Origin of the sequence: Ruegeria sp. HKCCD7559 (assembly GCF_013110575.1) — a bacterium.
In the GTDB taxonomy this organism is placed as follows: Bacteria; Pseudomonadota; Alphaproteobacteria; order Rhodobacterales; family Rhodobacteraceae; genus Ruegeria.
Window position 1 is genome coordinate 62,582 of sequence record NZ_WVQU01000001.1, and the last position, 26,093, is coordinate 88,674.

The 26,093-nt window shown below is 59.6% G+C and carries 29 protein-coding genes; 16 read left to right on the forward strand and 13 right to left on the reverse strand.

Features of this window, described 5'->3' with window-relative positions; translation table 11 throughout:
- Nucleotides 1-137: 137 nt before the first annotated feature.
- The 6 genes from GS605_RS00315 to GS605_RS00340 all read left to right on the forward strand — a co-directional run bounded on the left by GS605_RS00315 (nt 138) and on the right by GS605_RS00340 (nt 5,462).
- The gene (locus GS605_RS00315; protein ID WP_171722736.1) at nt 138-698 is read left to right on the forward strand and encodes a F0F1 ATP synthase subunit delta; all 561 of its coding nucleotides are present in this window, start codon (nt 138-140) and stop codon (nt 696-698) included.
- Nucleotides 699-2,237: a F0F1 ATP synthase subunit alpha gene (atpA, locus tag GS605_RS00320; RefSeq protein ID WP_152459013.1), complete on the forward strand. Its 1,539-nt coding sequence runs from the start codon at nt 699-701 to the stop codon at nt 2,235-2,237.
- 15 nt (nt 2,238-2,252) lie between these two features.
- Nucleotides 2,253-3,131 (forward strand): F0F1 ATP synthase subunit gamma, encoded by an 879-nt coding sequence (locus tag GS605_RS00325; RefSeq protein ID WP_171634503.1) that lies wholly within the window; start codon nt 2,253-2,255, stop codon nt 3,129-3,131.
- Between the two features lie 18 nt (nt 3,132-3,149).
- Nucleotides 3,150-4,574 (forward strand): F0F1 ATP synthase subunit beta, encoded by a 1,425-nt coding sequence (atpD, locus tag GS605_RS00330; protein ID WP_152459011.1) that lies wholly within the window; start codon nt 3,150-3,152, stop codon nt 4,572-4,574.
- A 12-nt stretch (nt 4,575-4,586) separates the two neighbouring features.
- A complete protein-coding gene (locus tag GS605_RS00335) occupies nt 4,587-4,997 on the forward strand; it encodes a F0F1 ATP synthase subunit epsilon (protein WP_171168948.1) in 411 nt (136 codons plus the stop codon).
- A 114-nt stretch (nt 4,998-5,111) separates the two neighbouring features.
- On the forward strand, nt 5,112-5,462 hold the full coding sequence (locus tag GS605_RS00340; protein WP_171634501.1) for an H-type lectin domain-containing protein: 351 nt from the start codon (nt 5,112-5,114) through the stop codon (nt 5,460-5,462).
- A 44-nt stretch (nt 5,463-5,506) separates the two neighbouring features.
- On the opposite strand, the gene rpiB is transcribed toward GS605_RS00340, so the two are convergent.
- The gene (rpiB, locus tag GS605_RS00345) at nt 5,507-5,956 is read right to left on the reverse strand and encodes a ribose 5-phosphate isomerase B (RefSeq protein ID WP_171634498.1); all 450 of its coding nucleotides are present in this window, start codon (nt 5,954-5,956) and stop codon (nt 5,507-5,509) included.
- Between the two features lie 103 nt (nt 5,957-6,059).
- The gene (locus GS605_RS00350; RefSeq protein WP_117872500.1) at nt 6,060-7,079 is read right to left on the reverse strand and encodes a ribose-phosphate pyrophosphokinase; all 1,020 of its coding nucleotides are present in this window, start codon (nt 7,077-7,079) and stop codon (nt 6,060-6,062) included.
- Between the two features lie 107 nt (nt 7,080-7,186).
- Here GS605_RS00350 and GS605_RS00355 point away from each other — a divergent pair, with 107 nt between their 5' ends.
- Nucleotides 7,187-7,789 (forward strand): 2-hydroxychromene-2-carboxylate isomerase, encoded by a 603-nt coding sequence (locus GS605_RS00355; protein ID WP_171722737.1) that lies wholly within the window; start codon nt 7,187-7,189, stop codon nt 7,787-7,789.
- Nucleotides 7,786-8,619, forward strand: a complete 834-nt coding sequence (locus GS605_RS00360) for an alpha/beta fold hydrolase (protein WP_171722738.1) — start codon at nt 7,786-7,788, stop codon at nt 8,617-8,619. Before GS605_RS00355 ends, GS605_RS00360 begins: the two co-directional genes overlap by 4 nt.
- Here GS605_RS00360 and GS605_RS00365 read toward each other — a convergent pair.
- From GS605_RS00365 to GS605_RS00375, 3 genes are read right to left on the reverse strand one after another with little or no spacing between them, the layout of a single operon-like run.
- Nucleotides 8,606-9,640, reverse strand: coding sequence for a low specificity L-threonine aldolase (locus GS605_RS00365; RefSeq protein ID WP_171722739.1), 1,035 nt, complete (start codon nt 9,638-9,640; stop codon nt 8,606-8,608). The two genes, GS605_RS00360 and GS605_RS00365, sit on opposite strands and share 14 nt — an antisense overlap.
- On the reverse strand, nt 9,640-10,113 hold the full coding sequence (locus GS605_RS00370) for a YcgN family cysteine cluster protein (protein WP_171206268.1): 474 nt from the start codon (nt 10,111-10,113) through the stop codon (nt 9,640-9,642). The genes GS605_RS00365 and GS605_RS00370 overlap by 1 nt, the downstream gene beginning before the upstream one ends.
- Nucleotides 10,110-11,042: a bifunctional riboflavin kinase/FAD synthetase gene (locus tag GS605_RS00375; RefSeq protein WP_171722740.1), complete on the reverse strand. Its 933-nt coding sequence runs from the start codon at nt 11,040-11,042 to the stop codon at nt 10,110-10,112. The genes GS605_RS00370 and GS605_RS00375 overlap by 4 nt, the downstream gene beginning before the upstream one ends.
- Before the next feature lie 260 nt (nt 11,043-11,302).
- Here GS605_RS00375 and GS605_RS00380 point away from each other — a divergent pair, with 260 nt between their 5' ends.
- The gene (locus tag GS605_RS00380) at nt 11,303-11,884 is read left to right on the forward strand and encodes a methylenetetrahydrofolate reductase C-terminal domain-containing protein (protein WP_171634484.1); all 582 of its coding nucleotides are present in this window, start codon (nt 11,303-11,305) and stop codon (nt 11,882-11,884) included.
- Entirely contained in the window at nt 11,881-12,870 is a 990-nt protein-coding gene (locus GS605_RS00385; RefSeq protein WP_152459000.1) for a methylenetetrahydrofolate reductase, read from the forward strand. The genes GS605_RS00380 and GS605_RS00385 overlap by 4 nt, the downstream gene beginning before the upstream one ends.
- A 75-nt stretch (nt 12,871-12,945) precedes the next feature.
- Here the strand turns inward: GS605_RS00385 and GS605_RS00390 are convergent, their stop codons facing one another.
- The 5 genes from GS605_RS00390 to GS605_RS00410 all read right to left on the reverse strand — a co-directional run bounded on the left by GS605_RS00390 (nt 12,946) and on the right by GS605_RS00410 (nt 17,689).
- Nucleotides 12,946-13,389, reverse strand: coding sequence for a MaoC family dehydratase (locus GS605_RS00390; protein ID WP_117872517.1), 444 nt, complete (start codon nt 13,387-13,389; stop codon nt 12,946-12,948).
- Between the two features lie 101 nt (nt 13,390-13,490).
- Nucleotides 13,491-14,366: a TIGR01459 family HAD-type hydrolase gene (locus tag GS605_RS00395; RefSeq protein WP_171722741.1), complete on the reverse strand. Its 876-nt coding sequence runs from the start codon at nt 14,364-14,366 to the stop codon at nt 13,491-13,493.
- Between the two features lie 102 nt (nt 14,367-14,468).
- Complete coding sequence (locus GS605_RS00400; RefSeq protein WP_171634479.1) at nt 14,469-15,545, reverse strand: DUF389 domain-containing protein; 1,077 nt, start codon at nt 15,543-15,545, stop codon at nt 14,469-14,471.
- A gap of 132 nt (nt 15,546-15,677) precedes the next feature.
- On the reverse strand, nt 15,678-16,598 hold the full coding sequence (locus GS605_RS00405) for a manganese-dependent inorganic pyrophosphatase (protein WP_171722742.1): 921 nt from the start codon (nt 16,596-16,598) through the stop codon (nt 15,678-15,680).
- Between the two features lie 110 nt (nt 16,599-16,708).
- A complete protein-coding gene (locus GS605_RS00410; protein ID WP_171722743.1) occupies nt 16,709-17,689 on the reverse strand; it encodes a TraB/GumN family protein in 981 nt (326 codons plus the stop codon).
- 110 nt (nt 17,690-17,799) lie between these two features.
- On the opposite strand from GS605_RS00410, the gene GS605_RS00415 reads away from it, so the two are divergent.
- The 6 genes from GS605_RS00415 (at nt 17,800) to GS605_RS00440 (ending at nt 23,657) form a co-directional block, all read left to right on the forward strand.
- The gene (locus GS605_RS00415; protein ID WP_171722744.1) at nt 17,800-18,474 is read left to right on the forward strand and encodes a DUF2161 domain-containing phosphodiesterase; all 675 of its coding nucleotides are present in this window, start codon (nt 17,800-17,802) and stop codon (nt 18,472-18,474) included.
- A 152-nt stretch (nt 18,475-18,626) separates the two neighbouring features.
- Entirely contained in the window at nt 18,627-18,914 is a 288-nt protein-coding gene (groES, locus tag GS605_RS00420) for a co-chaperone GroES (protein WP_010441779.1), read from the forward strand.
- Between the two features lie 53 nt (nt 18,915-18,967).
- Nucleotides 18,968-20,611 carry a chaperonin GroEL gene (gene groL, locus GS605_RS00425; RefSeq protein WP_171634470.1) on the forward strand — a complete coding sequence of 548 codons (1,644 nt, stop codon included), beginning with the start codon at nt 18,968-18,970 and terminating at the stop codon, nt 20,609-20,611.
- 243 nt (nt 20,612-20,854) lie between these two features.
- Nucleotides 20,855-21,697: a DMT family transporter gene (locus tag GS605_RS00430; protein WP_171722745.1), complete on the forward strand. Its 843-nt coding sequence runs from the start codon at nt 20,855-20,857 to the stop codon at nt 21,695-21,697.
- Nucleotides 21,698-21,735: 38 nt separating this feature from the next.
- A complete protein-coding gene (locus tag GS605_RS00435) occupies nt 21,736-22,509 on the forward strand; it encodes an alpha/beta fold hydrolase (protein WP_171722746.1) in 774 nt (257 codons plus the stop codon).
- Entirely contained in the window at nt 22,506-23,657 is a 1,152-nt protein-coding gene (locus tag GS605_RS00440; protein ID WP_171722747.1) for an alpha-D-ribose 1-methylphosphonate 5-triphosphate diphosphatase, read from the forward strand. Before GS605_RS00435 ends, GS605_RS00440 begins: the two co-directional genes overlap by 4 nt.
- 67 nt (nt 23,658-23,724) lie before the next feature.
- Here the strand turns inward: GS605_RS00440 and GS605_RS00445 are convergent, their stop codons facing one another.
- The 3 genes from GS605_RS00445 to purE are packed head-to-tail and all read right to left on the reverse strand — an operon-like array spanning nt 23,725 to nt 26,032.
- Entirely contained in the window at nt 23,725-24,792 is a 1,068-nt protein-coding gene (locus GS605_RS00445) for a 5-(carboxyamino)imidazole ribonucleotide synthase (protein ID WP_171722748.1), read from the reverse strand.
- Between the two features lie 2 nt (nt 24,793-24,794).
- On the reverse strand, nt 24,795-25,550 hold the full coding sequence (locus tag GS605_RS00450) for an NAD(P)-binding domain-containing protein (RefSeq protein WP_171722749.1): 756 nt from the start codon (nt 25,548-25,550) through the stop codon (nt 24,795-24,797).
- On the reverse strand, nt 25,547-26,032 hold the full coding sequence (gene purE / locus GS605_RS00455) for a 5-(carboxyamino)imidazole ribonucleotide mutase (protein ID WP_152458987.1): 486 nt from the start codon (nt 26,030-26,032) through the stop codon (nt 25,547-25,549). The genes GS605_RS00450 and purE overlap by 4 nt, the downstream gene beginning before the upstream one ends.
- Nucleotides 26,033-26,093 lie beyond the last annotated feature (61 nt).

A 26,093-nucleotide genomic window follows, 5' to 3' on the forward strand; every position in this document is an offset into this window, starting at 1 on the left:
TAGCGTATTGCTTGGTTGGTTCGGCTCTGCTACATCCCCGGTGATTTTGATCCCCGACCGTCTGGCCGGGGTTTCTTCACGCCCCCGGGGTAGCTGCCGCACGCGAATTCGGGGCCCAAAATATCGGAAGGGTGGACGTGTCCGAACCAGCTTCGATTTCCACTGGCATCGCCGAGCGCTATGCCACCGCGGTCTTCGAGATCGCAAAAGAGAACAACGACCTTGCAGGTCTGGAATCCGGCATCAATGATCTGGCAGCCGCGCTGGACGACAGTGCAGAGCTGCGCGACCTGATCGCATCGCCGCTGGTTTCCCGCGCTGAACAGGAAGGCGCGATCACTGCGATCGCAGACAAGATGGGTCTGAACGCCATCCTGCGCAACACGCTGGGTCTGATGGCGCAGAAGCGTCGCCTGTTCGTCGTGCCGCAACTGCTGAAGGTTCTGCGCGACATGCTGGCTGATGAGCGTGGCGAAGTGACCGCGGATGTCGCCTCGGCCAAGGCGCTGACCAAGACGCAAATGGAAAAACTGTCCAAGACGCTGTCCGAGCGTGTGGGCAAGACCGTAACTATCAATGCGACCGTGGATGAAAGCCTCATCGGCGGTCTTGTCGTTAAAGTGGGCTCGAAAATGATCGACAGTTCGATCCGTTCGAAGCTGAACTCCCTACAGAATGCAATGAAAGAGGTCGGATAAATGGGAATCCAAGCTGCAGAGATTTCTGCAATCCTGAAGGACCAGATCAAGAATTTTGGTCAGGAAGCCGAAGTGGCCGAGATCGGTCGCGTGCTGAGCGTCGGTGACGGGATTGCCCGTGTATACGGTCTGGACAATGTGCAAGCCGGTGAGATGGTCGAATTCCCCGGCGGCATCATGGGCATGGCGCTGAACCTGGAAAGCGACAATGTCGGTGTCGTTATCTTCGGTTCCGACCGTGACATCAAAGAAGGTGACACCGTCAAGCGTACCAACTCGATCGTGGACGTTCCGATCGGTGACGAGCTGCTGGGCCGCGTTGTGGACGGTCTGGGCAACCCGCTGGACGGCAAAGGCCCGATCAACGCAACCAAGCGTGGCGTTGCAGACGTAAAAGCGCCCGGCATCATCCCGCGTAAATCGGTTCACGAGCCGATGGCAACCGGCCTGAAATCGGTTGACGCGATGATCCCGATCGGCCGTGGCCAGCGTGAGCTGATCATTGGTGACCGTCAGACCGGCAAAACCGCCGTTGCTCTGGACGCCATCCTGAACCAGAAAACCTACAACGACGCAGCAGGCGACGACGAGTCGAAGAAACTGTACTGCGTTTACGTAGCGATCGGTCAAAAGCGTTCGACCGTTGCGCAGCTGGTGAAGAAACTGGAAGAGTCCGGTGCGATTGAATACTCGATCGTTGTGGCCGCAACCGCTTCGGACCCGGCACCGATGCAGTTCCTGGCACCCTACGCCGCAACTGCGATGGCTGAATACTTCCGCGACAACGGCCGCCATGCGCTGATCATCTATGATGACCTGTCGAAACAGGCTGTGTCTTATCGTCAGATGTCGCTGCTGCTGCGTCGTCCGCCCGGACGTGAAGCCTATCCTGGCGACGTTTTCTACCTCCACTCCCGTCTGCTGGAACGTTCGGCGAAGCTGAACGAAGACTTCGGCGCGGGTTCGCTGACCGCTCTGCCGGTTATCGAAACTCAGGGTGGTGACGTTTCGGCGTTTATTCCAACCAACGTGATCTCGATCACCGACGGCCAGATCTTCCTGGAAACCGAACTGTTCTATCAGGGCATCCGTCCTGCCGTGAACACCGGTCTGTCGGTTTCGCGTGTGGGCTCTTCGGCCCAGACCAACTCGATGAAGTCGGTTGCGGGTCCGGTTAAACTGGAACTGGCTCAGTACCGCGAAATGGCGGCCTTTGCGCAGTTCGGTTCAGACCTCGACGCCGCAACCCAGCAGCTGCTGAACCGTGGTGCGCGTCTGACCGAGCTGATGAAACAGCCGCAGTACTCGCCGCTGACCAACGCTGAAATCGTCTGCGTCATCTTCGCAGGTACCAATGGTTACCTCGACAAGATCGATGTGTCCGACGTTGGCCGTTACGAAGCTGGCCTGCTGGCGCACCTGCGTGGCAAGCACGCGGATCTGCTTCAGTGGATCACGGACGAAGACCCCAAGATCAAGGGTGACGCTTCCGACAAGATCAAGGCTGCGCTGGACGAATACGCCGCAACCTTCGCTTAAGGGAGAGGCGGGCATATGCCAAATCTTAAGGACCTTAAAAACAGGATCGAGTCGGTCAAATCGACCCGCAAGATCACCAAGGCCATGCAGATGGTCGCGGCTGCAAAACTGCGCCGCGCCCAGGAATCTGCCGAAGCGTCGCGCCCCTATGCCGAGCGGTTCAATGCCGTGATGGCAGGGCTGGCGGCTTCGGTCGGGGGCAGCGACAGCGCCCCCAAGCTGCTCCGTGGTACGGGCAGTGACGATGTCCATCTGCTGGTTGTCATGACAGCTGAACGCGGCCTCTGCGGCGGCTTCAACTCGAACATCGCCAAGCTGGCCCGCCAAAAGGCGGAAGAGCTGCGCCTGAAAGGCAAGACGGTCAAGGTTCTGACTGTCGGCAAGAAGGGCCGCGACGCGCTCAAGCGTGATTTTGGCGATCTGTTCGTTGGACATATCGACCTGAGCGAGGTCAAGCGCATTGGGTACAACAACGCGCAAGACATCGCCAAGGACGTCCTGTCTCGCTTTGACGCGGGTGAGTTCGACGTTGCCACGATCTTCTACTCGAAGTTCGTCAACGTCGTGACCCAGATCCCGACGGCGCAGCAGGTCATCCCCGCCTCGTTCGAGGGCGAAGCGGCGGGTGACGACAGCGGTGCCATCTTCGATTACGAGCCCAGCGAAGAAGCCATTCTGGCCGACCTGCTGCCCAAGGGGGTTGCGACTGCGATCTTCTCGGCTCTGCTCGAAAACGGAGCGTCTGAACAGGGTGCACGGATGTCCGCGATGGACAACGCGACACGCAACGCGGGTGAGATGATCGACAAGCTGACGATCCAGTTCAACCGCTCGCGTCAGGCCGTGATCACCAACGAGCTGATTGAAATTATTTCCGGCGCCGAAGCGCTGTAAGAAAACCGGAGACGAAACATGGCGAATGCAAAAGGCAAAGTCACACAGATCATCGGGGCCGTCGTCGACGTGCACTTCGAAGATCAGCTGCCTGAAATTCTGAACGCGCTGGAAACCACCAACAACGGCAAGCGCCTGGTGTTGGAAGTTGCTCAGCACCTGGGTGAAAACACTGTCCGCACCATTGCGATGGACGCGACCGAAGGTCTGGTCCGCGGCGAGGCCGTGACCGACACCGGCGCACCGATCTCGGTTCCGGTCGGCAACGCCACCCTGGGCCGCATCCTGAACGTGGTCGGCGAACCGATCGACGAAAAGGGCCCGGTCGAAGCCACCGAAACCCGCGCCATCCACCAGCCCGCGCCCGAGTTCGACGAACAGTCGACCGAGTCGGAAATTTTGGTGACAGGCATCAAGGTCGTTGACCTGCTGGCCCCCTACGCCAAAGGCGGTAAGATCGGCCTGTTCGGCGGTGCCGGCGTTGGTAAAACCGTTCTGATCATGGAACTGATCAACAACATCGCAAAAGTGCACTCGGGCTTCTCGGTGTTCGCGGGTGTTGGTGAACGGACCCGTGAAGGGAACGACCTGTACCACGAGATGATCGAATCGAACGTGATCAAGCCCGACAACCTGTCGGAAAGCCAAGTGGCCCTGGTGTACGGTCAGATGAACGAGCCTCCGGGTGCGCGTGCACGTGTCGCTCTGACCGGTCTGACCCTGGCGGAACAGTTCCGTGACCAGTCCGGTACCGACGTTCTGTTCTTCGTCGACAACATCTTCCGCTTTACGCAGGCGGGTTCCGAGGTGTCGGCTCTGCTAGGTCGTATTCCTTCGGCCGTGGGCTACCAGCCAACACTGGCCACCGACATGGGCGCTCTGCAGGAACGCATCACCTCGACCAAGTCGGGCTCGATCACGTCTGTTCAGGCGATCTACGTGCCCGCGGACGACCTGACCGACCCTGCGCCGGCAACCTCGTTTGCCCACCTTGACGCGACCACCGTTCTCAACCGTGCGATCTCGGAAAAGGGTATCTACCCGGCGGTTGACCCGCTCGACTCGACCTCGCGTCTGCTTGACCCGGCCATCGTTGGTGAAGAGCACTACAAGGTTGCGACGGACGTTCAGCAGATCCTCCAGCGCTACAAGTCGCTACAGGACATCATCGCCATCCTTGGCATGGACGAACTGTCGGAAGAGGACAAACTGACCGTGGCCCGTGCCCGTAAGATCGAACGCTTCCTGTCGCAGCCGTTCGACGTGGCCGAAGTCTTCACCGGTTCGCCCGGCGTTCAGGTTCCTCTGGATGTGACCATCGCGTCGTTCAAGGCCGTTGTGGCCGGCGAATACGATCACCTGCCCGAAGCGGCCTTCCTGATGGTTGGTGGCATCGACGAAGTGATCGCCAAAGCGGAGAAGATGGCCGCAGAAGCCGCCTAAGGAGTATCCCTGATGGCAAACACGATGCAATTCGACCTCGTCAGCCCCGAGCGGAGCCTTGCTTCGCTTCAGGCGAGCGCGGTCCAGATTCCCGGCGCGGACGGGGACATGACGGCGATGCCCGATCATGCCCCCACCATCACCACGCTGCGCCCCGGTCTGCTCAAGGTCGAGGCACCCGAAGGGTCCAGCGAATACCTGGTCACCGGCGGGTTTGCCCAGATCAACGGCGACAGCCTGTCAGTTCTGGCCGAAAAGGCCATCCCGGTGGCGGAAGTAACCCGCGCGCATCTGGACGAGCTGATCGCCGAGGCACGCGCCTCGCACGAGGTGGCGAAGGAAAACGGCGAACAGACCATTGTCGACGATGCAGCCAAGCTGCTGGCCGACATGGAAGCGCTTGGAACGCATATGAGCCTGTAACGGGCCCACTAGTGAAAAATTTGAGCGGCCTCGCAATTGCGGGGCCGTTTTTTTGTCGTGCTTTTGCCGAAATGCCGGGGTAAGTTGCGGGAATTCAAGAATAATGATGATAAGATGAAAAAGTTTCTAACCCATCCCATTGGAATTGAGCAGGGTGAAAATGTCCTGTTCTCGGAGTTTGCCGAAGGCGGCGATATGTGGACCGGGCAGGGGCCGCGTGAACGCCGCGCAAACATTCGGTTCAAAGAAGCATTTCGGACCCCGCCTATGGTGCAGATCGGGATCTCGCTGTGGGATGTCGACACGTCCTCGGCGCTGCGCGCAGAGGTTCAGGCCGAACATATCACTGCCGAGGGTTTTGACGCAGTATTCCGGACCTGGTCCGACACTCGGATTGCTCGCATCCGGGCAAGCTGGACCGCGATAGGAGAGGTGGCACACCCGGACGACTGGAATATATCCTGATCCGGGTTCGCCATGTTTTCAGGCGTTTGAACGACTGATTGGGTTCAGTCGTCCTGCGCTTCGATCATGTCCACGCGTGTGGCGTGGCGGCCGCCTTCGAATTCGGCATTCAGAAACGCGTCAACGATGTCCAGCGCCAGACCCTCACCGACAACCCGCGCGCCAATCGACAGCATGTTGGCGTTGTTGTGCTGGCGGATCATGCGGGCCGAGAATGCGTCGGAACAAACGCCACAGCGAATGCCGGGCACTTTGTTCGCAGCCATCATGATACCCTGCCCAGTGCCGCAGAGGACGATACCCAAGCTGCAATCGCCCGAGGCAACGGCCTGCGCTGCGGCCTTGCCGTGCTTGGGGTAATGGGTGCTTTCCGGGGTTGTCGGGCCGATATCAACCACGTCCCAACCTTGCTGTGCGATGTGGTTGGCCACGGACTGGCGCAGCTCGATCGCCGCGTGATCGCTGGAAAGAACAATACGTTTGTTGGCAGTCATGGAGGTGATTCCACTTGTGTCGCCGATCGCGCCCCATGGTCAGATATCCGCGCAATCGGTATTTCAGATATCAGGGGGCGACATGTTTGGCCGCCCCTGTTGCTCAATCCATCTGATACATGGATTCGTAGATTGGGGTCAGCGTCTTGTCTTCGAACAGCGAAGACACACTGGTTCCGTTCCAGATGTTCAGGATCGCCTGGGTGAAGATCGGCGCAGTCGGAACGATGCGGATGTTCTTTGCCTTCAAAATCTCTTTGGTCGGCTGGATCGTGTCGGTCAACACCAGCGACTTCATAACCGAGTTCGTCACCCGCTCGACCGCGGGGCCGCTCATGACACCATGCGTGATGTACGAATGAACTTCCTTGGCGCCATTGTCCAACAGGACCTGCGCGGCCTTGCAAAGTGTTCCGGCGGTGTCACACATATCGTCGACGATCAGGCAGATCTTGTCCTTCACATCTCCGATAACGGTCATTTCAGCGACTTCGCCTGCTTTCTCGCGCCGCTTGTCAACGATCGACAAGGGGGCGTTGATGCGCTTGGCCAGTTCACGCGCGCGCGCCACGCCGCCCACGTCGGGTGAAACCACCATGATCTCATCCAGATTGTCCTTGAACTGGTTTTTGACATCCAGCGCAAAGATCGGCGAGGCGTACAGATTGTCGACGGGCATATCGAAAAACCCCTGAATCTGCGCGGCATGAAGATCCATCGTCAGAATCCGCTCGATCCCTGCGCCGGTCAGCATATTGGCCACCAGCTTGGCGCTGATGGGCGTGCGGGCCTTGGTGCGGCGATCCTGGCGGGCATAGCCGAAATAGGGGATCACGGCCGTGATCCGTTGCGCCGACGAGCGGCGCAGTGCGTCGGCGATGATCAGCAGCTCCATCAGGTTGTCGTTGGCCGGGTTCGAGGTCGGCTGGATAATGAACATATCCTCGCCGCGTACGTTCTCGAACACTTCGACGAAGATCTCGCCATCGTTGAACCGTTCGACGCGTGCATCGACCAATCCCTGGTCGACACCGCGATACAGGCTCATGCGACGGGCGATGGTTTTGGCAAGTGGAAGGTTGGCGTTCCCAGCGATAAGCTTGGGTTCGTGAAGTGTCGGCATCGGCTGAGGTCCCCGGGCAGCAATGGCAATGTGACAGATTCGTGATGTTGACACCGCTTAGCATGGCCTTACCGTCCCGCAAAGGTAACGCAGCGGAGAAAGTGAACATGACCCGGATTGACTACTTTTTTGCGACAATTTCGCCCTACAGCTATCTTGCGGGGAACCGGCTGGAAGAGATTGCGGCGAAACACGACGCAACGATTAACTACAAGCCGCTGGACATCATGGCCCTGTTCGCACGTACCGGGGGCACGCCGCCGAAAGACCGTCATGTATCGCGCATCGAATACCGCGCTCAAGAGTTGCTGCGCCAATCGAAGAATCTGGGGATGGAGTTCAACCTGCAACCGGCGCACTGGCCGACCAACATGGCGCCGTCCTCCTATGCGATCATCGCCGCGATCAAGGATGGTTCGGGCGACGTGGGCAAGTTGTGCCAGTTGATACTGCGCGCCTGCTGGGCCGAAGAAAAGGACGTCGCTCAGGATGATGTGATCCGGGACTGCCTGGCAAATGCCGGGTTTGACCCGGAACTGGCCAACAGCGGTCTGCTGGTCGGGGCCGAAACCTATGCCGCCAATCTGGAAGAAGCCGTGGATCGCGGCGTGTTCGGCGCGCCGTTCTACATCACGCCGGATGGTCAACGCTTCTGGGGGCAGGATCGCCTGGATGATCTGGATCGGCATCTGTCCGAGATCGATGGATGACAGCCCCGACGGCGATGCAATCCGGTTTCGTGAGACGATTGGGTGACGGAGGGCGCAATTTGCTTGCCCTTCATTGCACCATTGCACATTCCGGCGCGTGGTCCGGCCTGGCCAAGGCATTGGATGGCAGCGTGTGTCTTGTTGCACCGGACATGCTGTCTCATGGGCGCAGTCCGGATTGGGACGGTCAAAGCGATTTCTTTGACGCTGTGACAGGGCTGGCGGCGGTCGAATTGACCGAGCCCACGGATCTGGTCGGCCATTCCTTTGGGGCGATCGTTGCGCTCAGACTGGCCATCGAGCACCCGGACCGTATTCGAAGTTTGACCCTGATTGAGCCTGTGTTCTTTGCGGTGGCAAAACAGGACGCGCCCGGTTTCTACGATCAGCACCTGCGAGAGTCCCAGCCGATTGAAGCAGCGTTCCAAGCAGGCGACGAAGCGCTGGCCGCGCGGTTGTTCAACCGGATGTGGAGCTCTGGCATCAGCCCCAAATGGCCTGACCTGCCAGAGCGGACGCGCGCCAGCATGGTACGTGGGATTCATGTTGTTCCCGCGTCTTATCCCGTTCTGTACGATGACCGGGAAGGGTTGCTTGACCCCGACAGATGTAAGCGCGTATCGATGCCAACCCTGTTGCTGAGCGGATCAAAGACCCACCCGACGATCCCCGCAATCTGTAAAGGATTGCAGCGCCGTCTGCCGAACGCACGCCATGAAGTCGTTCAAGGTGCGGGGCATATGCTGCCCATTTCGCACCCCCTTGAAACCGCCGTGCTGCTTCAGGAGTTCTGGAAAGCTGGCCACGGGGCGGGTGTTACAACAGGCTGAGAAACTGATCGATCTCGGCTGTTCCGATCGACCAGTCGCAGACCAGTCTGCACGCAAGGCTTTCATCGTCATCGTCACCTTCCAGCTCGGCCCCCCAAAGGTGGTAGATTGCCCCGGCCTCATGCAGCTGTTTGTGCTTCGCGCGTGAAAAAGCGGCAAAGACCATATTGGCCTGCGGTTCGTGCAGGAACTCGGCCCCTTTTGCACGCAAGCCATCGGCCAGCCGGGCACAGTTTGCATTGGCCTGACGCGCCAGCTTCAGCCACAGATCATCATCAAGATAGGCCGCCATCTGAGCGGACAGGTAGCGATGCTTGGAAAACAGATGCGCCCCGCGTTTGCGCCGCAGCTCGAATTCCCAGGCCTTGCTCTCGTCAAAGAACACCACGGCCTCGACGCCCATCAGGCCGTTTTTGGTACCACCGAAGCTGACTGCATCCACCCCGGCTTTCCATGTCATGTCAGCCGGAGAGCAATTCAGGGCCACCAGGGCATTGCTGAACCGGGCCCCATCCAGATGGACGGGCAAGCCATATTCCTTTGCGACCCCGCACAGCGCCTGCAACTCCTCCAGCGAATAGACCGATCCGCGCTCGGTGACCTGGGTGATCGACACCGGCCCGCGCTGCGGCCCGTGAACACCACGGGTTTCTTCGCCCAAGATGGACCCGCGCAGCGCGTCCGGCGCCATCTTGTCACCGCCGGGAACAAGGGTCAGCTTGGCCCCGGTGTAAAACTCGGGCGCGTTGCACTCGTCTTCGTGAATATGGGCAACCGGAGAGCAGAAGATCGTTTCCCAAGGGTTGGACAATGTGGCAAGAGCCAGAGAATTTGCCGCTGTCCCCGTCGCCACCAGATAGACGGCCGCCCCCGGAGCTTCAAAGATGCTGCGAATGCGGTCACGCACCTCGTTCATCATCGTGTCGGCGCCATAGGCCATCTGATAGCCCTGATTGGCCTCGGCCAGTTTGGCCATGACCTGCGGGTGAACCGGCCCGGAATTGTCAGATGCGAAATACATCAGCTAGGCTCCTCGATAATGTAGTCTTCCCACTCTTCCATGGGGGTTTCGAACTCGGACACCGTGCGCCCTCGGACCGACACGCCTGCGGCGTGCACGGTTTCCGGCGTACCAGACAACAATGGGTGCCAGTCGTAAAGCGGTTTGCCCTCCCACAGCAGCCGATAGGCGCAGGTTTGCGGCAACCAATAGGCGTGTTCGTCGATATTGTCGGGCGTCATGACGATGCATTCAGGGACGAATTGATGCCGGATGTCGTATTGCGTGCAGCGGCAGCTTTCATCGTCCAGCAGGCGGCAGGCGACGCAGGTCAGGGCAACTTCGCCCGAGTCTTCATCTTCCAGCTTGTTGAGGCAGCACTTGCCGCAGCCGTCACACAGGGCCTCCCACTCGCGCTGGTTCATCTTGCGCAGCGGTTTGCGTTCCCAGAACCGGGCGGGCAGGCCGGTGCGTTCAATCGGATCGGCGCTCATAGGGCGGCCAGAATGCCCCGGGCCTGTTCACAATCGGCATTCATCTGCGCGATCAGACCATCCAGCCCGTCAAATGTCATTTCAGGGCGCAGGAATTCGATCAGCCCCACCGACAAGGTCGCCCCGTACAGGTCGCCGGAAAAGTCGAACAGGAAGGTTTCAATATTTGGCACTTCGCCATGGAACATCGGGCGCACCCCAACCGAGGCCGCGCCGTTATAACTGCCCTGATGAGGGCCATCCAGCACGTCGACCAATACGGCGTAGACACCGAACCTGGGCGGGTGGAGCCCTTCGATGGACATGTTCGCGGTTGGGAAACCCAGCTCCCTCCCGCGCTGCTCGCCCCCGATCACCTCGCCTTCGATCCTGTGCCAATGGCCCAGCATCGCGGCGGCATCCTTTGGGCGACCCTCGCTCAACGCGGTTCGGATGGCGGTTGACGAGACCACGTTTTCCGACCGCTGCATCAAAGGGGCGATCGTCACGCCAAATCCCATCTCTTGCCCGAACCGAACCAGATCGTCAGCCGTCCCGCTGCGGCCCTTGCCAAAGCAGAAATCGGCCCCGACCACGACATGGGACAGGCCCAGCCCGTCACAAATCACGTTGCGCGCGAATTCATCGGGGGAAAGCCCGGCCAGCGCCGCGTTGAACGGCAGTTCATACAGTTTCTTCACACCCAGTTTCTCAAGCCGATGCGCCCGCGCATTGCCGCGCATCAGGCGGAACGGAGGAGAGTCCGGCGCAAAGTATTCACGCGGATGCGGCTCGAAGGTCATGACCCCCAGTGGCGCATCCGGGGCCGCGTCGCGGGCCAGTTCGATCACCGACTGGTGCCCCACATGAACGCCATCAAAATTCCCGATCGCAACGCTGGCGCCGCGATCTTCTGGCTCGACAAACTGGAAATCCCGGATGATGTGCATAGGCGATTGCGTAGCGTTGCGTTGCGATTTGTTCAAGCGGCAGTTTGAATTCAAGGCACCGGTCCTGCCGAAACACACCAAAACCATTTGCCGGACATGATTGCACACGGGGCATCCCTGGAATGCTGTACAACATTCGGTCAACTGCTTGATCCAAAAAAAATACTGAGTGTAGACTGGGTTTCCGGCCCTCGGACCACGCTGGGCGGCGGACGATGGCCCGGCCAGGTTCAAATGAACCCAGCACAGGAGGCAGACCCATGTATCGATTGCGACTGTTCGCGATTCGCAACGCCCGTGCGTTCGAGTGGATTTACAAATGTGTCGAACGGGGCATGGTCGCGATGGATCCGGTCTTTGCAAAGATCGGCTACAACCGCGTTGAACGCCCCATCGCGCTGGTCGAAAAAGGCGTCAAAAGTCTTTTGTTTGATTGCAAGATGTGCGGACAATGCGTTTTGTCTTCGACGGGTATGTCTTGCCCGATGAACTGCCCCAAGCAACTGCGCAACGGCCCGTGCGGCGGTGTACGTCCCGGTGAGTTCTGCGAGGTGAAGCCCGATATGAAATGCGTCTGGGCTTTGGCCTGGGACGGCGCCAGCCGCATGCAACACGGGGGCAACAAGATAAAAGAGGTTCTTCCGCCCGTGGAACACACGTTGAAGGGATCATCATCCTGGCTGCGGGTCAGCCGCGAGATCGCCGCACGGGAACGCGAGGCCCGGGACGCTGCCCGCGAAACGCTTGCGCAGGCGTTCCCGGAGGCGCGTGAAAACGAACCCTCTGCGGCACCTCTGGCTGCAGAACCCCCCAACGCGGTGAACCGGGAGCTGAAGAAATGAATGATGCCCATCGCAGCGAGGTCGAGCCGATCGGCTATGTGCCTGTTCCCGAAGGCTATGTCTCGCACAGTCGATTGGAAAGAGTTCTGCGTTCGGGTCGCTTTGCGGTGACTGCTGAACTTAACCCGCCAGACAGTGCTGACCCCGAGGATGTGTTTCAGGCGGCGCAGCCGCTGGGTGAAGTGGCGGATGCGATCAATGCAACCGATGCGTCTGGTGCCAACTGCCACATGTCTTCGATAGGGATCTGTGCGTTGTTGACCCGCGCAGGGTATTCTCCGGTCTATCAGATTTCCTGCCGAGACCGGAACCGGATCGCCATTCAGGGGGATGTTCTGGGGGCTGCTGCGCTGGGCGTCAGCAACGTGCTGTGCCTGACGGGCGACGGTGTCGGGGTTGGGGATCAACCGGGCGCAAAACCTGTGTTTGACTTTGATTCCCTGACCTTGCTGCGGACGATCCGAACGATGCGCGATCAGGGAAAGTTTCTTTCCGGCCGCAAGATCACGCGCCCCCCTCAACTGTTTTTGGGTGCAGCGGAAAACCCCTGTATACCGCCCTATGACTGGCGCCCGGAACGTCTTGCAAAGAAGGTCGAGGCGGGGGCCGAGTTTATTCAGACCAACTATATCTACGACATTCCGCTCTTTGAAAGGTTCATGGACCGGGTTCGGGATGCCGGTCTGGACGAAAAAGTATTCATCATCGCGGGTGTCGGCCCAATCGCTTCGGCACGCGCGGCACGCTGGATGCGCAGCAATGTGCCCGGAATTCACATCCCGGATCATGTCATCGAGCGGATGGAAAAGGCCGAAAAGCCCGCGGAAGAGGGCAAGAAGATCTGTATCGAACTGATCCAGCAGATCCGGGACATCGCCGGTGTTTCCGGGGTTCACGTGATGGCCTACAGACGTGAACACGTAGTGTCGGAAATCATTCTGGAATCAGGTGCGCTGAAAGGGCGAAAAAGAACCCGTTCTTCCTGACGACCTTGTGTGCATTTGAGTGCCCAAACAATAAAGGCGCCGGTCCGGCGCCTTTTGCGAGACTGTGTTTGCCAGTCAGTCGAACTTGCGCGACGGGGCAAGCACCATCGCTTCGCCGATCAGGACCTTCTTGCCCTCGACCGAACAATGGCAGTCCAGCTTGACGCGGCGCTTGGCAAAATCGATGTCGATCACTTTCACCTCGGCATAGACCATGTCACCCGGACGCACAGGTGCCAGGAACTTCAGTGACTGACCCATGTAAACGGTGCCATGACCCGGCAGTTGTTCACCAATCACGGCCGAGATCAGACCCGCCGTCAGCATTCCGTGGGCAATACGGCCTTCGAAGATCGTATCGCGGGCATAGTCGTCGTCCAGATGCACCGGATTCCGGTCGGTCGAGACCTGCGCGAACATTTCGATATCTTCATCCGTCACCACTTTGCGCAGGTGGCGGGACATGCCCATTTCGATGTCTTCGATACAGATCGTTCCGCGCGGAAGATTGTCCAACATGTTGCCCTCACTCGAAATCGGCCGTGAAAGAAAAAACCATCATTTGGCCAAGGTTGGCAACTTTATTACTTCGCAGTTGCAGAAAATCAAGTCTTTTCTTATTACCTCAAGCGCCCGATCGTGTAGGTTGGATTGATCTTTTCCCTTTCAATATAGGTGGTTAGAGATTCGTGGTGCGGATGATGCGACGTTTTTGTTTCTGCCGCGGCCAATCCGCCCGAGATGAACAGAGAATCAATGCCCTCTCCCATGCCGCCCAGAATATCCGTGTGGGGGCCGTCGCCGATCACCAGAATGTCGCTGTCGGGGATGTCGTGCCCCAGTTCCTGCAACCTGCGGCGGGCCAGATCATAGATCGGGGGATGCGGTTTGCCGAAATACAGGCTCTCGCCGCCCATTTCGGTGTACAGCCTGGCCAAAGCACCGGCGCACCATTCGCGCACCTCGCCGCGGTCCACGACAATATCAGGGTTCGCACAAAGCAGTTTCATCCCCATCTGCTTGGCGTACAGGAAATCCGGCCGGTTCACATCCGGGTCGGCCATCGGGTCGAACGGACCGCAGCAGACAATACCCTCGGCTTCCTTCAGCGGCACACGCTCGATATGGATGGGGTGATCCAACAGTTTCAGCGGTTCGAAAAAGCCCGCATCGCGCTGCCACTCGCCCATGAAGTAAACCTTGTGCCCCACAGCACCCCGGAACATCGCAGATCGCGCGGAATCCCCGCTGGTGGCGATGGTGTCATACGCGTCGGCAGGGACGTTGAATTGCACGAGCTGCTCTGCCACCCCGGCGCGAGGTTTGGGAGAGTTCGTGACCAAGACCACCAGTCCACCCTTGGCGCGATAGGCCTTCAGCGCTTCGACCGCCTCGGGGTAGGCCGTGATGCCGTTGTGAACACAGCCCCAAAGGTCGACGAACAATGCCTTGTAACGGTCCGAGATCTCGGAAAGCGAGGAAACGATCTGGGTCATGGGTGCCTCTGGGTCTGATATCGCGCTGGCGACAGCTATGGCAAAGCTTGGGCCCGAACACCATCCCGCATTCCCGTTTGCGCCAAGGAATGGGTGAATCTGCTACTCGTCTTCGGTAATTTTCGTGACATCCGGGGCCTGCTGAACGTTTTCCGTTCCCAGGATGATCTGGGCCCCGATACGCGGCTGATACCGGATAATGGCCAAGTATCCGGGTCCTAGTTCCTCCTCCAACACCCCGACCAGAGGGGTCTCACGCAGCTTGGGTGGCAGCAAACCGGCAATGGAAGAAACCTTGAACTGCGCTTCGGCCGGCAGATCGACGATCAGCCAAACCTCGGCCCGCTTGCGCTGAGCGTTGACGTCGATGCGGATGATTTCCACGGAAACCGGATCGGCCCATGCACGAATGGACTCGGCCAGTTGCGCCTCGGTCCGCGTTTCCAGATAACGGTTGTAGGTGGACTTCCCAAGCTGCAGGACGACGACGACCAGAAACGCGATCGCGACAAAGACGCTGGCGGTAAAGTTCAGTTTGCGCTTTCCCTTGCTGAAAACCACGGAGCGCGCGGCATAGACAAGATAAACCGCGCAGGCTGACAGAATGATCGCGCCAAGGTTCGTTGCGAAAAGCAGCCCTGCCTCATAGGCCTCGGCGGGTTCGTCAAAATATAAAAGAATGCCCGAGGCCGACAGCGGGGGAACAAGCGAAACACCGATGGCCGCGCCGGGTAGAAGGCTCAATTCGGACTTGTTGATCTGAACATAGGCCCCGGCCACACCGGCAGCGAGCGCGACGATCAGGTCTTCGGTGCCGGGATCGGTGCGCGCCAGGACCTGGTCGGGGATCAAAATGCCACGGGGAACATCTGCGACATAAACCAGAAACCATGCCATCATCACGCAGACAATGGCAGCCAGGCAAACCGTAAGCGCCAGCGTCACCGCGCGTTTCAACCATCCCATGACCATCGCGGCGGCCACCCCGAGGATCGGGGTCATCAGCGGCGCCACAAGCATGGCCGCGATCACGACAGCGCCTGAGTTGCGCAGCAAACCCATGGTGGCAATCACGACCGACAGCGTCAGCAACATTGCAAAACGTCGCCAATACGCCGCCTTGTCGGCACCTTCAAAAAGAAGGATGCTGCGGGTGGTGCTCAGTTTTCGTACGACCATTGCATTTACCTGACCTGGGATAGGCTTTTGACCCCCGGTCAGACTAACAACCGGCAACGCCTCCGCAAATGGCTGTCAGCAAAGAAAAAAGGCGCCCGAATTGGACGCCTTCATATTTGGGTCGCTTGAGGATCAGACCTTCAGGTTCGGAATGATCTGCTTTTTACGGCTCATGATACCGGGCAGAACTACGGCGTCGCCGTCCACGGTTGCGCCAAAGCTTTTCTCGGCCACGGTTTTGACCAGATCATTGGGGACCAGCAGCGTGGCCTCTTCGTTCAGGATATCAACCACGAACAGCAGCACCTGCTCGACGCCGTCTTCCTTGGCAACGGCCACCATCGAGTCCGCCAGGCTGGCCTTGCGGTCCAGAACGACGCCGGGAGCGGTGGTTTCCAGAACCGAGACCCGGAATTTGGTGCCGTCGACCTCGTATTCTTTACTGTCCATGCGGATCAACTCGGCGTCCGAAAAGGACGAGACATCCGATTTCGCCGCGAACATTTCTGCGGCATATGCCGAAATGTCCAGCTCGAGCTCGGCCGCCAGACGTTCTGCAACCTCGCGGTCATGCGCCGTGGTGGTGGGTGAGCGGAATTCCAGAGTATCCGACAGAATGCAGGTAAGCGCGGCGCCCTTGATGGCGTCGGGCATCTTGGCCGCATCTTCGCCCATCAGATCAACCATGATGGTGGCGGTGCAGGCCAGGGGGCGCACTGTGATGTCGATCGGGCCTTTGGTTTCCAGGCCACCGACCAGCTTGTGATGGTCGATGATGGCGCGGATGTCCGCGTCGTTGATGTTGGCCGGCAGTTCGGCGGGGTTGTTGGTGTCGACGATAACCACCGGCGTTTCCGCGGGCAGGTCCTCAAGGATCCGCGGCTTGGGCAGGTCCCAGTTTTCCAGCATGAATGTTGCTTCTGTGTTGGGTTCACCCAGCAGTACGGGTTCGGTCTGCTCACCCTTGACCTCGTTCAGGTACCACGACCACAGGATCGGCGAGCCTGTGGAATCTGTGTCGGGGGATTTGTGGCCAAATACTAGCGTCGTCATGTCAGTGTCCTGCGGAATGGAAATTTGCGCGCCTTATAGGGCGGCTAAAGGCCGTTGTCACGCCGCTGAGCACTGTCTGCGACGCTTGGTCTGAAAACCACTGGGTCCGTTCAGAACTCGGCGCGTGTCAGAACGTATCCAGCTTCTTCCAGCTGATTCAGCAGGCCGTAATCATCGCTCAGGTGTCCCGCGCCGACCGCAATCACAACCGTCTGATCCCTGATGTCCAGAATCTGCGCCATCCAGTTGGCATTTCGCTGCACCAGCAATTGCTGCTCGAAATCCTGCCATTCCGCATCGAAGGCTTCGGGGCTCATGCCCGACTGCTCCAGCCCCTGTAAACGGGCAAGCTGTAAGATCTCGGCGTGCTTTTCTTCAAGATACGCGTTGGCCATGGTGGCCAACTGGTCTGCATTGCCCTGCATCGCCCCGGACAGGCGCACAAGCGACTCGACCTGTTTCTCAAGCGGATAACTGTCGAACATGGCCATCAGGTCTTCGATTCGTTCCAGCGAGTGCTGCGGGATACCTTTTTCAACGGCCAGATCGTTCAGGCGGGCGTCCATTCCATAAGTTGAATTCGGGTCTTCGATCATGCAGGGCGGAATGCTCAGCATCATGGTCAGGAACCACGGACGCATTTTCGCAGCCATCCAGCCGGGGATGCCGCGCTGGGCCAGGGCTGCGGACAGCGCATCCCAGTCGTCTTCCTCCATCAGATCGATCAACGTAGGGCCCGAGGTAATCATTACCGCACTCAGGTCGTTGGCCATCGTCTTTTCGAAGGCGTCCATGTCGTGCTGAGTGACTTCGAAATAGAAGGCGTCCGCTTTGCTGAGTTCGGGCGACAGGCGGTCAATCACGTCTTCCATGCGCGGATCGTAACTGTGCAACGTGCCGATGATGTGCAAAACCGTGTCGCCCTTGCGTGCAATCCAGTGATTGCCTTCGGGATAAGCGATCTGGCCCACTGCACTTTGCAATTTTGTCCGGGTTTCCTCGGGCAGTTGTGGCCGCAGGTCCACCCCCTCGCACGCGGCCTGAGCCGAGATCGGAAACAGAAGGAACGCAAGAAACGTGAGCAAACGCATGGGGCCAGCCTGAATGGTGTCAAGAAGTTGAACCCAGACTTAGCCACGCCACCTGCCGATGTTCAAGCCGCCCGTCTGGTATTCCCTGGCAATCTGCGTAGCATGGCCACATGAACCGCGAGCAGGATCTCTATCCCCCGGTCAAGGCGCTGCTGGAGCGTCAGGGATACACCGTCAAGGGTGAAATCGGCGCAGCCGACATCGTGGCAGTGCGCGATGGGGATGCGCCGGTGATCGTCGAACTGAAACTGCGGTTCACGCTGTCCCTGTTTCATCAGGCGATCACCCGGCTGAAACTCACCGATCTGGTCTATGTTGCCGTCTGCAAACCCACCGGCCGAACGGCCCGGCGGGCGCTGAAAGATAATCTGGCACTGTGTCGTAGGCTCGGCCTGGGCCTGATCACCGTGCGGGCTGATGGTACGGTCGAGGTTCAGTGCGATCCCGGCCCCTACGCGCCCCGAAAGAACAAAGCCAGGGCCGCACGGTTGCTGCGCGAATTCGACCGGCTGCAAGGCGACCCGAACGCTGGGGGCGCGACGCGCCATGGTATCGTGACGGCGTATCGGCAGGATGCGCTGAAATGTGCGGCCTATCTGGCCGAGAATGGCCCGTCCAAGGGGGCGGACGTCGCCAGATCGGTCGCGGTCCCGGTCGCGACCCGGCTGATGCGGGAAAACCACTACGGGTGGTTCGAGAAGGTTGAAAAGGGCATCTATGGGCTTACGTCAGAGGGCGCAGAAGGGTTGAAGCATTGGGCCTATAGCTGGGAACAGGCTGACTGATCCAAGTTGCAAAAAAATCTCTCACAAATTGTTGACTCGGACTTTTAGACTCCCTAGCTATGCGTCGTTATCACTCACACACCCCGAGTGCTAACGCCTCGTCGAAAGGCGGGGGGAGGATAGATAAACTTTGAGCCCAAGGAGCTACAAAGATGGCATTGAAACCGCTTCATGACCGTGTGCTGGTTCGCCGCGTAGAGAGCGAAGAGAAAACCGCAGGCGGCCTGATCATTCCTGACAGCGCAAAAGAAAAGCCAAGCGAAGGCGAAGTCGTCGCAACCGGCGAAGGTGCGCGCAAGGACAGCGGCGAACTGATCGCAATGGCTGTCAAGGCTGGCGACAAGATCCTGTTCGGCAAATGGTCGGGCACCGAGGTTCAGGTCAACGGCGAAGAGCTGCTGATGATGAAAGAAAGCGACATCATGGGGATCATCGAGTAAGCGCGCGCTTTCTCTGATCTTCATTTCAAATCAATTTCTCAAGGAGAAACGACATGGCTGCAAAGGACGTCAAATTCGACACCGATGCCCGCAACCGTATGCTGAAGGGTGTGAACATCCTGGCCGACGCGGTTAAAGTGACCCTGGGCCCCAAAGGCCGCAACGTGGTTCTGGACAAATCCTTCGGCGCGCCGCGCATCACCAAAGACGGTGTTTCGGTTGCCAAGGAAATCGAACTGGAAGACAAGTTCGAAAACATGGGCGCGCAGATGGTGAAAGAAGTCGCCAGCCGCACCAATGACGAAGCCGGCGACGGCACCACCACCGCAACCGTTCTGGCACAGGCGATCGTAAAAGAAGGCCTGAAGCAGGTTGCAGCTGGCCTGAACCCGATGGACCTGAAGCGCGGCATCGACCTGGCAACTGCCAAGGTTGTTGAAGGCATTAAAGCTGCTTCGCGCGAAGTCAAAGACTCGGCAGAAGTCGCTCAGGTTGGCACAATCTCGGCCAACGGCGAAGCGGAAATCGGCCAGCAGATCGCAGACGCGATGCAGAAGGTTGGCAACGAAGGCGTTATCACCGTCGAAGAAAACAAAGGTCTGGAAACCGAGACCGACGTTGTCGAAGGTATGCAGTTCGACCGTGGCTACCTGTCGCCTTACTTCGTCACCAACGCAGACAAGATGATCGCAGAGCTCGACGACTGCATGATCCTGCTGCACGAAAAGAAACTGTCCTCGTTGCAGCCGATGGTTCCGCTGCTGGAGCAAGTGATCCAGTCGCAGAAACCGCTGCTGATCATTGCCGAGGATGTTGAAGGCGAAGCGCTGGCAACTCTGGTTGTCAACAAACTGCGCGGCGGCCTGAAAATTGCTGCTGTCAAAGCACCTGGCTTCGGCGATCGCCGTAAGGCCATGTTGCAGGATATCGCAATCCTGACCGGCGGTCAGGTTATCAGCGAAGATCTGGGCATGAAGCTCGAGTCCGTGACCATGGACATGCTGGGCACCGCCAAGAAAATCGAAATCACCAAAGACGAAACCACCATCGTCGACGGTGCTGGCGAGAAAGCCGAGATCGAAGCACGTGTTGCTCAGATCCGCACCCAGATCGAAGAAACCACCAGCGACTACGACCGCGAGAAGCTGCAAGAGCGCGTTGCCAAACTGGCAGGCGGTGTTGCCGTTATCCGCGTCGGCGGCATGACCGAAGTCGAAGTGAAAGAGCGCAAAGACCGTGTGGACGATGCTCTGAACGCAACACGCGCTGCCGTTCAGGAAGGCGTTGTTGTGGGCGGTGGTGTTGCTCTGGTCCAGGCCGGTAAAGCACTGGAAGCTCTGAAAGGTGCAAACGCCGATCAGGACGCAGGTATCAACATCGTTCGCAAGGCAATCGAAGCGCCGCTGCGTCAGATCGCCGAGAACGCAGGTGTCGACGGCGCGGTTGTAGCCGGCAAGGTCCGCGAATCATCGGACGCAGCATTCGGCTTCAACGCGCAGACCGAAGAATATGGCGACATGTTCTCGTTCGGTGTGATTGACCCGGCCAAAGTGGTTCGGACTGCTCTGGAAGACGCTGCATCGGTTGCTGGCCTGCTGGTCACCACCGAAGCAATGGTTGCCGACAAGCCGGCCAAGGAAGGCGCGGCACCTGCCGGCGGCATGCCCGACATGGGCGGTATGGGCGGCATGATGTAAGCACGTCGAATTCGCCCCGGCGAATTCTGACGACCCGACAGGCGCTTGGCGATATCGCCAAGCTGCCGATAGGGAAGCCGTATAGCTTAAGAACGGGGTCGCCTTCGGGCGGCCCCGTTTTGTGTTGACAGTTCTGTTTTCAAGGCGTGTTTAGACGCTGCTTTGTCAGGCGCCGGATGTCTGTTCCCACAACCTTCGCGAAAGTGAGTGTGCAAATCCCGCCCAAACGGCTATGCGGATGGCATGAGATTGTTTTTGCTCACCGCCCTGACCATGTGTGCCTTTGCGGCGAACTCCATTCTGAACCGGTTGGCCATCGACAGCGGAGCCAGCGATCCGACCGGATTTGCCATCGTTCGGGTTTTGGCGGGGGCCGTGGTCCTGGCCGCTCTTGTGCTGGCACGCGGAGGGCGCCTTCCGCTGCGCAATCGAAGGCGGATCATTGGCGCGGGGTCGTTGACGCTCTACATGATCGGATTTTCAATCGCCTACCTGACGCTGGATGCAGGCTTGGGTGCATTGATTTTGTTCGGCGTGGTGCAAATTACGATGTTTTCTGTCGGCGCATTGACGGGTGCTACTCCGACCGCCCGGCAGGTGGCAGGGGCAGGGGTTGCGCTTGCAGGTCTTGCCTATGTGCTGTGGCCGAATGGCGCCGTTCAGGTCGACTTGGCTGGCGCGGCTTTGATGGCCGCCGCCGGTATTGGTTGGGCCCTTTACTCGATAGCGGGTCGATCAGAAACAAACCCGCTGGAGGGAACGGCCGCCAATTTCATCGTCGCATTGCCGTTGACTGCCCTGGCGATGCTTGCCGGCGGCAGCGTCTGGCAGATGAGCGGGGCGGGATATCTGCTGGCCGTCCTGTCCGGCGCGGTAACATCCGGGCTTGGCTATGCTTTGTGGTATCGTGTTTTGCCTCAATTGGCCCCGTCCGTGGCGGCTGTCGTTCAACTCAGCGTGCCGGTGATCGCAATTCTCGGCGGTGTCGTCTTTCTGGGCGAGATTGCCGGAGCACGGCTGATCATCGGCGCCACGCTTGTTTTGGGCGGTATCGCGCTGGCCGTGCTGCGACGTCATCGGGGCTAGGGCTTTTATCAAAGGCTGATAGGCTTTATCTGGCGGTTATGAAACTTTTGATTGCCTTGCTCTTCTGCCTCGTTCCTGCCGCAGCCAGTGCGAAATGTGTGATTCTTCTGCACGGCCTTGCGCGCACCGAGGCCTCGTTCACCGTGATGGAGCAGCTGTTCAAGGCGCATGACTATACCGTAGTGCGCCACGGGTATCCATCGACCGAAATCGGTATTCCGGAACTGGCAAGGCAAACCATACCGGACGCGCTTGCGGCATGTGGAGATGACAAAGCCAATGTCGTTGCGCATTCCATGGGCGGTATCCTGTTGCGCTATTGGCTCAAGGACCATCGGCCCGAAAACCTGGGTCGTGTCGTCATGCTCGGCCCGCCCAATCAGGGCAGCCAGTTGGTCGATGAGCTGAGCGCATGGGAAGTGTTTGGGTATCTGAACGGCCCGGCGGGCCTGCAATTGGGCACAGGTCCCGAAGGCATTCCGCGCCGCCTGCCGCCGGTGGATTTTGAACTGGGGGTGATCGCGGGTGAGAATTCGCTCAACCCGCTGTTTTCATCGCTGATCGACGGGCCGGATGACGGTAAGGTTTCGGTTGAAACCACCAAGGTCGAAGGGATGAAGGATCATCTTGTTCTTCCGGTGACCCACACGTTCATGATGAACAACCCGCGCGTTATGGCACAGGCGCTGCATTTCATCGAATTTGGCCAATTCGATCGGCAGATCACCTGGCTGGACGGCGTGATGGAGATAATCGACGAGATCTGCATCGGGCAGGATTGCTCGGAACCTGACTCGGAGCCCACACAATGACTTTTCTGGATCTGACGTTGACCGGCGCAGAGGTTCTGTTGCCGGAGGATGGGCTGTTGCGCTGCGATCTCTCGATGGCGGAGGGCGTTATTCAGCAAGATCGGACCGGGCGCAGGGTTGACCTGACCGGTTATCTTGTCCTGCCCGGTATCGTCGATCTGCACGGGGACGGGTTCGAACGCCACATCGCCCCGCGCCGGGGCGCAATGAAGCAAATGAACGAAGGTATTCTGGCAGCCGAAGCCGAACTGGCCGCCAATGGCATCACCACCGCGGTGCTGGCGCAGTTCTACAGCTGGGAAGGTGGCGTGCGCGGCCCCGAGTTTGCCGCGCAGGTATTTCGGGCCATCGCTGCGGTCAAAAACAGCACCGTCACGGATCTGATCCCGCAATTGCGGTTCGAGACCAACATGCTGGAGGACTACGAAGGTCTGGCCCATCGTATCGCCGAATGGCAGGTGCCCTATGTGGTGTTCAATGATCACCTGCCGCATGATCGTTTGGCGCAGGGCAAAAAGCCGCCGCGCCTGACCGGGCAGGCGTTGAAGGCCGGACGCAATCCGGATGCGCATTTTGAGATGCTGCTCAATATGCATGCCCGCAGGAACGAGGTTCCCGCTGCCGTCGAAGCACTCAGCGCCGAACTTGTCTCAATGAGGGTGCGTTTGGGCAGCCATGATGACGCGACCGCCGAGACTAGGGCATGGTGGCGCGACCGGGGCGTGCGCATTGCCGAATTCCCAGAAACGCTTGAAGCCGCCGAAGCCGCGCGTTCTGCCGGGGATCACGTTATCCTCGGCTCTCCCAACGTTGTGCGGGGGGGATCACACAAGGGGAACGCAAGCGCCGTCGAACTGATCGCCATGGGGCTCTGTGATGCGTTGGCCTCGGATTATCACTATCCCAGCCCGCGCCGCGCGGCGCTGATGCTAGCCAAAACCGGTCTGCTGGATCTGGCCGGTGCCTGGGCGCTGGTCTCGTCCGGCCCCGCGCGGGTGCTGGACATGCAGGACAGGGGCACGCTCGTGCCGGGAAAACGCGCGGATCTGGTCATCCTGGATGCGGACACCCATCGCGTTGCAGCCACCCTGGCCGGTGGGCGCGTCAGTTACATGTCAGGCGACATCGCCGCCCGGTTTCTGGGTTAGGCCCCGCAAAACCTTCACCTTTTCCCAAATACTCTCGCCGAAGGTGTCGCGCGCAGGCGCGATAGCCTCAACGTTTGATGCGGTTGAAGTGCCCCATCTTGCGCCCGGCCTTTACCTCGGCCTTGCCATAGAGATGTAGCGCAACATCCCGCTCGCGCGCCAGCTCAGGCACGCGGTCCATATCGTCGCCGATCAGGTTCTCCATCACGACGTCGGAATGGCGCTGCCCGTCCCCCAAAGGCCAGCCCGCCACCGCGCGGATGTGCTGTTCGAACTGATCGACAGCACAGCCGTTCTGCGTCCAGTGGCCCGAGTTATGCACGCGCGGAGCGATCTCGTTCACGATCAGTCCGCCGGGTGTCACGAACAGCTCAACGCCCATCACGCCGACATATTCGAGAGCGTTCAGAATATTGGCCGCCAGCAGGATGGCATCGGTGCGCTGGGCGGGGGACAGGCGGGCAGGGATGGTGGTGGTGTGCAGGATACCGTCGCGATGCACATTCTCACCCGGATCGAAACAGGCGACCTGACCGTCCAGACCGCGGGCCGCGATGATCGACACCTCGTGCGAGAAATCCACGAACCCTTCCAGAATGGCCGGTGCCCCGGCCATATCGGCCAGAGCGGCCTCGGCATCCTCAGGCTTGCGTAGCCGGGCCTGCCCCTTGCCGTCATAGCCAAAGCGACGGGTTTTCAGGATGGCGGGTGTCCCGATCTGTTCGATCGCCGCATTCAGGCTGTTCAGGTCGGCGATATCCGCAAATGGGGCCGTCTTCAGGCCCAGCTCTTGCAGAAATGTCTTCTCGGTCAACCTGTCCTGGCTGACCCGCAAGGCCTCGCGCCCGGGGCGGATCGGGCGGTGCGCTTCCAGAATGTCCAGCGCTTCGGTCGGGATGTTCTCGAACTCGTAAGTGATGACATCGACCGCATCGGCAAAGGCTTTCAGCGCGTCTGCATCGTCATAAGCCGCGATGGTGACGCGATCCGCAACCTGCCCCGCAGGTGGGTTTGCACCCGGCTCATAGATATGGCTGACAAAACCCAGCCTGGCGGCTGCCACGGACAGCATCCGGCCCAGCTGACCACCCCCCAGAATCCCGATCACTGCACCTTGGGCGAGCATTTCCGCCATCTTCAACTCTCCAAACGTTTGCCAATTGCCCCAAGCGCGGAACGCAGCGCCTCGTGCGCGCCCCCGTCTTTCAGGGCGTCCGTCATTTGCAGGCTCAGCGTGCCCTCCGTCGCCAGCGCGTCGCGTCCCTGCGCCAGCCGCCCTGCGGTGCCTTTTTCCATCGAGGCCAGAAAACCCGCCATCAACTGCGTTGTATAGAACTCGGCCCCGTCCGCATCACCGGTTGCGTCACCCAGCCATTCGGCACCCGTTGCCATCAGGTCCAGAATGCCGGGAACCATGGCACAAATGGCGAAATGCGCGTTCAGCGCGGCTTCATCCGCAACCTTGATCACCGGGTTCTCGGGCTCGAACAGGTCCGCCAGCAGGCGATCATTGCCAAAAGCCGCCATCGGGCAGCCGCCGGTTTCCAGAAAGCCCAGCGGGATGGTCTGCACGAAATCCGATGCCGGGGCGCAAAGCGTGGCCAGATGCTCGGCCGAAACCGCCGCCATGACCGACACGATCTGCTGATCGGCGCGGAATGTCAGCGGGTCCAGAACCTCGGCCGCGATATGCGGGCGCAGGCACAGGAACACAATGTCCGAGGTGTCAATCACGGCCTGAGGCGCAGCTACGGTTGCACCCAGTTCCGTCTTCAAGGCGGCTGAAACCTTGGCGTTGCGCTCGGTCACGCTGATCTGGTGCCCCTTGGCGGCCATCAGCCGCGCAATCGGCGCGGCGATATGGCCGGTGCCGATAAAGCCGATCCGGCTCATCCCTGCGGTTCCTGAGGGATCGAGGCTGACAACGCGTCACGCCAGCTGTCCAGCCGTTCGGCCAAAGCATCATCCTGCAATGCAAGAATGCCCGCCGCCATAAGGCCGGCATTGGCCCCGCCGGCGGACCCGATCGCCATGGTCGCCACCGGAAATCCCTTGGGCATCTGCACGATGGAATACAGCGAATCCACGCCCGACAAGGCACGGGTCTGCACCGGGACGCCAATCACAGGCACCCGCGTTTTCGACGCCATCATGCCCGGAAGATGCGCAGCCCCACCTGCACCTGCAATGATCACCTGCAACCCACGCGAAACAGCGGTTTTGCCATAGTCCCACAGCCGGTCCGGCGTGCGGTGGGCCGATACGATGCGTGCTTCGTAGGCGACGCCCAGTTCGTCCAGAATATCCGCGGCCTCCTTCATCGTGGGCCAGTCCGACTGGCTGCCCATGATGATCCCTACTTTCACATCGCTCATCCGCATACGTCCCCGCGCTCAGAAAGAGCGCGCACTATATCCAAATCCGGTTGGCTGGCAA